Below are 9,208 nucleotides of genomic sequence, written 5' to 3'. Positions count from 1 at the left end.
TGTTCGGGTAACCGTTTGGATGGGGTTTTAGGTATTTTGCAAAGGTCTCGGCCTTAAGGTATTTTTGCACTATGCACAGGGTCGTGTCAGATACAAGTACCCAATACAAGCTTACTACTCAATCTATACCGATATAGTTTTTGGGTATGGGCTGTAGAAATTGAGTGCCTATTACTAAACATTTCTCGGATAGCTCGGATAATTTTTTCTGTTCGTTTTCTTTTTTAGTTATGTTACTTACTGTAGCGGGACAAAAAACTTTGGTTTTGCCCAAATTCCAAGCCATGTAACCATATAGAGCATTATTTCTATATTCAGCTCTAGCACATTCGGCTCTATCACAAATATTGGGCTGCTTGAATACCTGCTTCAAACGTTGCAAATCTTTAGGCTCAATTCCACTACTCTCTTGCGAACCATCATTTTTTTGAAAGTTATTATGCAGCAGATACCAAGAAGCATTTTGAGGTAATTCAACAAACCTAACAATATTGAGAGTATATGCTGAAAAGTTATGGTGGAACGGAAAAAAAGATGAAGTCAATACAAATAGACACAGCGTACTTCCGATTGGAATCATGAAATACTTATGTTTTTGTGCTTTTGTATAGGTGGTTGCGAAATTTGCAATCAACAATAGATTTAAAATTAATAAAACACCAACTGCATAGAGATAAAAAAACTGTAAATTTCCTTCAGGCATCCAGTTTGCTAATAAAACAAAAATGGATAGCGGGTAGATTGACATAAATAAAGAGATAATAAAGAGATACAGTATAAACAAGAGCCAACTTTTCCATTCCCTCCAAAAAGATTTGGAAATAAAAACTTTCCAAAGGCACAAGGGAACGATAATTGATAATGCTATTGTTACGTATAATAAAATTGTCAGGTAATCCTTGGGAAAAGACTCACTTATCTGAATTAAAATAATAAATGCTATATAAAAAACCAATGGCCATATCAGCGACCAAAACAATAATGGAAATATAATAAGCCATCGGCTTTTCATGAAATTCAATATCAATGTTGCTTCTTTAAAATCATCCCAAAAATTAAAGATAAAACAAGGAGCCGCAAAACTGATAAATACCAACAATATAAATAACCCAAATACGAAAGTAACAGCGATTAAGCTTGATGGCTGGTTTATGATTTCAGCGAAGATGCTATGAAATCCTATAGTGTTAAGATAAAAAAATGAAATAACACCACCTAATATTATGCCGAAAACCGTACTTGAAGAAGCTATTTGAATGATACCGGTGAATATTTTTTTATCTTGTTCTTTGCGAAAATCGTCAACTATTTTTTTATTGGCAGTGATTTTTTTAGTCTTAAAAAGATTTCTGGAAAAATTCTTTCTCAGTTTTGTCATTGATTTCTCTCTTTAATACTGAACCATTAGTTTTATGTTTCTTACCGTGCATGCCCATCTTATTTGTATGCCAAACACTCTCTAATCAATGCGCCTCTTCCCAATTCTCCCCTACGCCCACTTCGGCCACCAGCGGCACGTTTAATCTGCCACCGGCCACGCCTGCCATAATCTCGGGCAGTTTCTGTTTCACCAATTCCAATTCCGCTTCGGGTACTTCCAACACCAATTCATCGTGCACCTGCATAATCAGTTTGCTTTGCAGGCCGTCTGAAACGAGCCAGTTGCGCACGTTTATCATGGCGCGTTTGATGAGGTCGGACGCGGTGCCCTGCATGGGGGCGTTGATGGCGGCGCGTTCGGCGCCGGCGCGTTGGTTGGCGTTGGCGGCACGGATGTCGGGCAGGTAGAGGCGGCGGCCGAACAGGGTTTCGACATAGCCCTGCGCGGCGGCCTGTTCTTTGGTGCTCTGCATATAGCCGGCCACGCCGGGGTAGCGGGCGAAGTAGCGGTCGATAAAGTTTTTGGCGGATAGGTTGTCGATGCCCAGCGATTTGGCGAGGCCGTATTGGCCCATGCCGTAGATCAGGCCGAAGTTGATGGTTTTGGCGTAGCGGCGCTGCTCGCTGCTGACGTTTTCGGGGGCAATGCCGAACACTTCGGCGGCGGTGCGGCGGTGTACGTCTTCGCCGTTTTGGAAGGCGGTGAGCAGGGTTTTGTCGCCGGAGAGGTGCGCCATGATGCGCAGTTCGATTTGCGAATAGTCGGCGGATACGATCACGCTGCCGGCGGGGGCGGTGAAGGCGTGGCGCACGCGGCGGCCTTCGGCGGTGCGGATGGGGATGTTTTGCAGGTTGGGGTTGTTGCTGGCAAGACGGCCGGTTATGGCGACGGCTTGGGCGTAGGTGGTGTGCACGCGGCCGGTTTGCGGGTTGATCATCTCGGGCAGTTTGTCGGTGTAGGTGGATTTGAGTTTGGCCAGGCTGCGGTTTTGCAGGATGATGTTGGGCAGCGGATAGTCGGGCGCAAGCTGTTCGAGCACGGCTTCGTTGGTGGAAATGCCGCCGGAAGCGGTTTTTTTCAGCCCTTTGGTGGGAATGCCCATTTTGTCGAACAGGATTTCCTGCAATTGCTTGGGCGAATTGAGGTTGAAGGGCTGGCCGGCGATTTGGTAGGCCTGCTGCTCAAGCTGCAACAGTTCGCTGCCCAGTTCGTGGCTTTGGCGGGCGAGTTCGTTTTTGTCGATTAATACACCGGTGCGCTCCATTTCAAACAGCACTTGAGCCACGGGCAGCTCCATGTTTTGATACATTTCCAGCTGTTTGGCATCCATGCGCGCTTTGAGCCAGCTTTCGATGCGCAGGGCGAAATCGGCGTCTTGGGCGGCGTATTCGGTGGCCTGTTCCAGCGCCACGTCGGCAAAACTGATTTGCTTGGCGCCTTTGCCGCACAGGGATTCGTAGGTAATGGTGGGCAGGCCGAGCCAGCGCTCGGCCAATTCGTCCAGCCCGTGCCCTAAGTGGCTTTCGAGAATATACGAGGCGAGCATGGCATCGCCGGCAATGCCGTTTAAGGCAATATCATAATTGGCGAAAATATGTTGGTCGTATTTGAGGTTTTGGCCGATTTTTTTGAGTTCCGCATTCTCCAAATGCGGTTTCAGACGGCCTAATACCTCGTTTAAATCAAGCTGCTCGGGCGCGGCGGTGGGGGTGTGGCCGAGCGGGATATACACGGCATCGCCTGCGGCAAAAGCAATGCTGATGCCGACCAGCCGCGCTTCCATCGGATTGAGCGAGGTGGTTTCGGTGTCGATGCCGACGGCTTCGGCTTGGGATAATCTGTCCAGCAGGGCGGCAAACTGGGTTTCGGTGGTAACCGCTTGGTAGTCCAATACGGCAGGCGCGGGGGCGGTTTGCGGTAGGCCGTCTGAAGGGTTTTCAGACAGGCTTTGTTCGGCGGCCAGCGCGGCCTGTTCGCCAATGTGCGCGGCGCCGAACAAATCGCCGTTGCTTTCATTTATGCGCTCTTCGGCTTCTTTCAGCCAAGTGCGGAAATTCAGCCGTTTGAATTCCACCGCCAGTTGCGACCATTTCGGCGTGCTGCGGCGCAGGCTTTCGAGGCCGTCTGAAAGTTCAGCGTGCAAATCGACATCGGTTTTGATGGTAACCAGTTGGTAAGACAGGGGCAGTTGCGGCAGCGCGGCTTGCAGGTTTTCGCCTACCTTGCCTTTGATTTCACCCGCGTGTTCCATCACGCCCTGCAAGGTGCCGTATTGTTCCAGCCATTTCACCGCGGTTTTCGGGCCGCATTTTTCCACACCGGGCACGTTGTCCACTTTGTCGCCCATCAGCGCGAGGTAGTCGATGATTTGGTCGGGGCGCACGCCGAATTTGGCTTTTACGCCTTCAATATCAAGCTTTTCGTTGCTCATGGTGTTCACGAGGGTTACGTGTTCGCTCACCAATTGCGCCATGTCTTTGTCGCCGGTGGACACCACCACGTTCCAGCCCGCCGCTTCGCCCTGTTTGGCGAGCGTGCCGATTACGTCGTCCGCCTCCACATCGGGCACCACCAACACCGGCCAGCCCATCAGTCGCACCAGCTCGGGCAGCATTTCCGCCTGCGGGCGCAATTCGTCGGGCATGGGCGGGCGCGTGGCTTTGTAGTCGGGAAACATCTCGTGGCGGAAGTTTTTGCCTTTCGCATCAAACACCACCGCGCAATAGTCGTGCACATAATCGGCGCGCAGGCGGCGCAGCATGTTCAACACGCCGTACATCGCCCCCGTGGGCGTGCCGTCGGGCGCAGTTAGCGGCGCCATGGCGTGAAAAGCGCGGTAGAGATAGGAAGAGCCGTCAACAAGGAGCAGGGTTTGAGACATAGTCAGGCCGTCTGAAAAAATGGTTAACGATGCGGACGATTATAAAGGAAAAGGCGGTGCGGGTTTTCAGACGGCCAACGCCGTCGATAGTTTTTTTGCAGACAGCAGCGAAGCGGCAAACCGAAGTTTCAGCCTGCAACCCGACGACAGGCGGGAGCTTTCTGCATTGCCCTTGGAGCCGAACCGCCCTATAATCCGCATAATCAGGTGTTTCCCCTGCCACGCCCTTAAGGGAGTAGCCATCCGGCGCTTCAACCGCCCGGAACCGTTGTCAACACAATTGCCTTCAGGCATGGCAGCGGTATCTCCGCCCGAAACCGGAGACAGGCAAGACTTAAGGCACGCAAACCCCGCGGGCGGTGTTTGCCGTGCTTTCGGTTTTGCCCGCAACGGTTTTGAGTATCTTGATGGAAGCCTTTTTCTATTCAACCTTCGGTGTAGCCATTGCCGAAATCGGCGATAAAACCCAATTGCTGGCCTTGTTTCTCGCCGCCCGTTTTGCCCAAAAAAACGCGATTGTGGCGGGTATGTTTGCGGCAACCCTGCTTAACCACGCCGTTTCCGCCGTGTTCGGCGTGTGGCTGGCGCAAACCGTGTCGCTCGAGATGATGAAATGGATTGTCGGCCTGAGCTTTATTGCCGTCGGCCTGTGGCTGCTTCTGCCCGACAAAGCCGGCAGCCCCGGCAGCCGCTGGCTGAAATACGGCGCGTTCGGTGCTGCCGCAGTGCTGTTTTTTCTGGCAGAAATCGGCGACAAAACGCAGATTGCCACCGTGCTTTTGGCCGCCAAATACCAAGAAATGTTTTGGGTGGTGGCCGGCAGCATACTCGGCCTGATGCTTGCCAATGTGCCGGTGGTGTATCTGGGCGAAGCGCTGATGAAAAAAATTCCCGCTAAAGCCGTGCGCCTCGCCGCCTGCACCCTATTTTGCATTTTGGGTGCGGCAACATTAGCCGGCAACGGCATTTCCCTGCAATAATAGTGGGTTAACAAAAACTGATACAGCGTTGGCCCACCTTGCCGTACTATTTGTACTGTCTGCGGCCCGCCGCCTCGTCTCAAATTTTGTTAACCCGCTATTAAAGGCCGTCTGAAAAATGTTTTCCGTATTATTGCGCCACCACGACTTCGCAGCCGTTAACAAACCGCCCGGGGTTGCCGTGCACCGTAACGGCGGTTCGGACTGCTTCACCCGCACCTTGGCCATCCAGCTCGGCGTACCGCGCGTGTGGCTGGTGCACCGTTTGGATCAGCCCACCGGCGGCGTACTGCTGGCGGCCTTGAATCAGGAAGCCGCATCTGCGCTGGCGCAGCAGTTCGCCGCCAAAACCATACGCAAAACCTATTTGGCTTTAAGCGACAAAAAGCCCGCCAAAAAGCAGGGCTGGGTAAAAGGCGGCATGGAAAAATCACGGCGCGGCGCATGGAAACTCACCCGCGATATGCACAATCCGGCCGTTACGCAGTTCCACAGCCTCGGCGCCGCCCCCGGCCTGCGCCTGTTTGTGTTGCAGCCGCACACCGGCAAAACCCACCAATTGCGCGTTGCCATGAAAAGTCTCGGCAGCCCGATTCTGGGCGACGCACTCTACGGCGGCAGCCCTGCGGCAAGGCTGTTTCTGCACGCTTGGAAGCTGGCGTTCGATTACGGCGGCACGCACTATGAAATTACCGCCCCGCTGGATGAAGACTGGCCGAAAAGCGTTTCAGACGGCTTGTCTTCCTTATTGTGAAAAATTTGCCGCACCGTATTGCGGCATCAAACCGCCCGGAACAGAATTACTGCCGTTTATTGAACGCCAACCCGCCATAAAACACTTTTACAGACAATATGGTTATAATCCGCCCCTTGCTATTCCGTATTCCAACCGACGCATTACATGAAACCGTTTTTCTACTGCATCACCGCCGCCCTGACCCTGCCGGCACTGCCCGCACACGCCGCCACTTACATCTGCAAAGACGGCGACCGCGCCGTTTATTCAACCATACGGCTCAATGCCGGCTGCACACTCTCTCAGATGGACGGTACCAGCAATAATATCCCGCCCGCCGGCGGCAGCGGCACAAGCGCCACCAGAGTCGAAAAGGTATGGGAAACCGAGCAGACTGCCGTGCAAAACGATATCAGAATTTCCCCCTCTTCACGCGACACCACCGTTACCAACACTGCCGAGGCCGCCTCGCCTTCACTGCAAGTGAAAATCCGCAAAAACGACAAAGCGAAAAAGCAGGCACCACGCAAGCCGATTGTCGTGCCGCACATCACTACCGCCCCCGCCAAGCAGCAGCTTTCGCGCAATCAGATTCTGCAAAACGAAATCCGCAACGAGCAAACCGCGCTTGTGCGCACCAAAGCACAGTTGAATGTTGCCAAGAAAAAAGGCGACAAAGCCAAAACCAGCCGTCTCGAGCAGGAAATCCGCGACCGCGAAGCCAGCATCCGCGCCATTCAGGCAGAGATGAAACGCTGAATACACTGTTTGTTTGATCAAACACCCGCGACCCTCCGAATGATTCAGACGGCCTCGGGTGTTTTTCAAAAAATTCTATCAATCAATAAGGTATCGTCTATTCAGCACCCTACTTGGCTTCTTTAAACCCACGTTTCAGATGCACCATCAGCAGGGCAACCGCAGCGGGTGTGATGCCGGAAATGCGGCCCGCCTGTCCGACGGTTTCGGGGCGGTGCCGGTTGAGTTTCTGCTGAACTTCGGCCGAGAGGCCTTTAACTTTGGCGTAGTCGATGTCTTGCGGCAATTTGAGCGTTTCCAGATCACGGCGGCTTTCGATTTCGTCGTTTTGGCGGTCAATGTAGCCTTGGTATTTCACTTGGATTTCCACTTGTTCTGCCACATCGCCGTTTAAGTTTTCAGACGGCCTTGCACCTTCCAGCGTCATCAGTTCGGAATAATCGATATTGGGGCGGCGCAGCAGGTCGTGCAGGTTGGCCTCACGGCTGAGTTTTTGACCGAACACGCGAATTTGTTCGCTCTCGGCAAGCTTTTGCGGTGTGTACCAAGTGGTTTTCAAGCGTTGGATTTCGCGCTCTACGGCCTCTCTCTTTTCATTAAACGCGCGCCATTGCGCTTCGCCGACCAAGCCGATTTTGCGGCCGTCTTCTGTGAGCCGCATATCGGCATTATCTTCACGCAGCTGCAGGCGGTATTCGGCGCGGCTGGTAAACATGCGGTAGGGTTCGTTCACGCCTTTGGTAATCAAATCGTCTACCAGCACGCCCAAATAAGCCTGTTCGCGGCGCAACAGCAGCGGTTCCCGCCCGCGCACATGCTGCACGGCGTTCGCCCCGGCCAGCAGGCCCTGCGCGGCAGCTTCCTCATAGCCCGTGGTGCCGTTGATCTGCCCCGCGAAAAACAGCCCCGGTACGGTTTTGGTTTCGAGGCTGGCTTTCAGGTTGCGCGGGTCGAAATAATCATATTCGATGGCATAACCGGGCCGCAGGATATGGGCGTTTTCCAAACCTTTCATCGAGCGAACGAGGGCGATTTGAATGTCGAACGGCAGGCTGGTAGAGATGCCGTTGGGATAGTATTCGTGAGTGGTCAGCCCTTCGGGCTCGAGGAAGATCTGATGGCTTTCTTTGTCAGCGAAGCGGTTGATTTTGTCCTCAATCGAGGGGCAGTAGCGGGGCCCTGCACCTTCGATTTTGCCCGTGAACATCGGGCTGCGGTCGAAACCCGATCGGATGATGTCGTGGGTTGTCAGGTTGGTGTGGGTAATCCAGCACGAAACTTGGCGCGGGTGCATTTCGGCATTGCCACGCACAGAAAACACCGGCACGGGCGAGTCGCCGGGCTGCTCTTCCAATTGTGAAAAGTCGATCGTTCGCCCGTCGATGCGCGGCGGCGTACCGGTTTTTAAGCGTGATACAGGCAGGTTTAATTCTTTCAGACGGCCGGATAAACCTTGCGCTGCAGGGTCGCCGGCACGGCCGCCCGCATAACTTTCCAAGCCGATATGGATTTTTCCTGCCAGAAACGTACCTGCAGTCAATACCACGGCTCGGGCTTTGAATTCCACTCCCATCGCGGTTCTCACGCCCGCTACTCGCCCGCCTTCCAATGTGATGTCTTCCACCGCCTGCTGAAACAGTTCCAGATTTTCCTGATTTTCCAGCATTTCGCGGATCGCGGCTTTGTAAAGGATACGGTCGGCCTGCGCACGGGTAGCCCGCACTGCCGCACCTTTGCTGGCGTTAAGGCGGCGGAACTGAATGCCGCTCATATCGGTGGCCAATGCCATTGCGCCGCCGAGCGCATCGACTTCGCGCACCAAATGGCCTTTGCCGATGCCTCCGACAGACGGATTGCACGACATCTGGCCGAGGGTTTCGATATTGTGGGTAAGCAAAAGCGTCTGCGCACCCATGCGGGCGGCCGCCAAAGCGGCTTCGGTGCCCGCGTGGCCGCCGCCGACCACAATCACATCGTAAGTTTTAGGGTAAATCATGATATTGAATGCGTTGGAAAAAATAGCAGGATTGTACGCGTTTTTAAGGCCGTCTGAAAGTTCAGACGGCCTTCAAGCAACGCACTTCCACTTCACAAATACAGCTCAGCCGTTACCCCGTGAAGAAGCAGCGGGGGCGGGATAGGGATGGTTGTCATATCGCTTTTTATATTTGCTCTTTACCGCCAATACTTTGCCGCTGTTGGCATCAACAATCACCTCATGCTTTTGGCCGCCGGCAATCACATCCACTTCGTAGCGGCCTCCTATACGGAAATCGTATTCGAATTCCACATCTTTGGCATAACCGCCGATTTGGGCGGTTGCCGCTGCGGCGGCCTGCTTGCCCGAAACAGGCGCAAACAAACCGAGTGAAAAAGCGGTAACCGCGATGCCGGCAATTAGGGCAAGCACGGCTGAAGCGGTAATCGCGGTGATAATTTTTTTAGCTGTCATGGTTGTTCCTTCACTGTGT

General features: G+C 53.2%; 7 protein-coding genes. 3 read left to right on the top strand and 4 right to left on the bottom strand.

Features of this window, described 5'->3' with window-relative positions:
* Positions 1 to 118 precede the first annotated feature (118 nt).
* Both Q3970_RS08190 and polA read right to left on the bottom strand, forming a co-directional pair.
* Complete coding sequence (locus tag Q3970_RS08190; protein WP_303100087.1) at positions 119 to 1,378, bottom strand: hypothetical protein; 1,260 nt, start codon at positions 1,376 to 1,378, stop codon at positions 119 to 121.
* 85 nt (positions 1,379 to 1,463) lie between these two features.
* A complete protein-coding gene (polA, locus tag Q3970_RS08185) occupies positions 1,464 to 4,262 on the bottom strand; it encodes a DNA polymerase I (protein ID WP_303100086.1) in 2,799 nt (932 codons plus the stop codon).
* Positions 4,263 to 4,669: 407 nt separating this feature from the next.
* On the opposite strand from polA, the gene Q3970_RS08180 reads away from it, so the two are divergent.
* The 3 genes from Q3970_RS08180 (at position 4,670) to Q3970_RS08170 (ending at position 6,737) form a co-directional block, all read left to right on the top strand.
* A complete protein-coding gene (locus tag Q3970_RS08180) occupies positions 4,670 to 5,242 on the top strand; it encodes a TMEM165/GDT1 family protein (protein WP_303100090.1) in 573 nt (190 codons plus the stop codon).
* Positions 5,243 to 5,360: 118 nt separating this feature from the next.
* The gene (locus tag Q3970_RS08175) at positions 5,361 to 5,996 is read left to right on the top strand and encodes a TIGR01621 family pseudouridine synthase (protein ID WP_303100085.1); all 636 of its coding nucleotides are present in this window, start codon (positions 5,361 to 5,363) and stop codon (positions 5,994 to 5,996) included.
* A 147-nt stretch (positions 5,997 to 6,143) separates the two neighbouring features.
* Complete coding sequence (locus Q3970_RS08170; protein WP_303100084.1) at positions 6,144 to 6,737, top strand: hypothetical protein; 594 nt, start codon at positions 6,144 to 6,146, stop codon at positions 6,735 to 6,737.
* Between the two features lie 109 nt (positions 6,738 to 6,846).
* Here the strand turns inward: Q3970_RS08170 and mnmG are convergent, their stop codons facing one another.
* Together mnmG and Q3970_RS08160 are read right to left on the bottom strand one after the other, a co-directional pair.
* Positions 6,847 to 8,733: a tRNA uridine-5-carboxymethylaminomethyl(34) synthesis enzyme MnmG gene (gene mnmG / locus Q3970_RS08165; RefSeq protein ID WP_303100083.1), complete on the bottom strand. Its 1,887-nt coding sequence runs from the start codon at positions 8,731 to 8,733 to the stop codon at positions 6,847 to 6,849.
* Between the two features lie 105 nt (positions 8,734 to 8,838).
* Positions 8,839 to 9,189 (bottom strand): PepSY domain-containing protein, encoded by a 351-nt coding sequence (locus tag Q3970_RS08160; protein WP_303100082.1) that lies wholly within the window; start codon positions 9,187 to 9,189, stop codon positions 8,839 to 8,841.
* Between the last annotated feature and the right edge of the window lie 19 nt (positions 9,190 to 9,208).

Source organism: Neisseria sp., from assembly GCF_030530745.1.
GTDB lineage: Bacteria > Pseudomonadota > Gammaproteobacteria > Burkholderiales > Neisseriaceae > Neisseria.
Note: the sequence above shows the minus strand (reverse complement) of the source record. Positions and strands in the feature narration are given on the sequence as shown.

What these genes read in the sequence shown, in the direction of transcription:
- Q3970_RS08190 (WP_303100087.1), bottom strand. Translation starts at nt 1,378, where the DNA reads ATGACAAAACTGAGAAAGAATTTTTCCAGAAATCTTTTTAAGACTAAA.
- polA (WP_303100086.1), bottom strand. Translation starts at nt 4,262, where the DNA reads ATGTCTCAAACCCTGCTCCTTGTTGACGGCTCTTCCTATCTCTACCGC.
- Q3970_RS08180 (WP_303100090.1), top strand. Translation starts at nt 4,670, where the DNA reads ATGGAAGCCTTTTTCTATTCAACCTTCGGTGTAGCCATTGCCGAAATC.
- Q3970_RS08175 (WP_303100085.1), top strand. Translation starts at nt 5,361, where the DNA reads ATGTTTTCCGTATTATTGCGCCACCACGACTTCGCAGCCGTTAACAAA.
- Q3970_RS08170 (WP_303100084.1), top strand. Translation starts at nt 6,144, where the DNA reads ATGAAACCGTTTTTCTACTGCATCACCGCCGCCCTGACCCTGCCGGCA.
- mnmG (WP_303100083.1), bottom strand. Translation starts at nt 8,733, where the DNA reads ATGATTTACCCTAAAACTTACGATGTGATTGTGGTCGGCGGCGGCCAC.
- Q3970_RS08160 (WP_303100082.1), bottom strand. Translation starts at nt 9,189, where the DNA reads ATGACAGCTAAAAAAATTATCACCGCGATTACCGCTTCAGCCGTGCTT.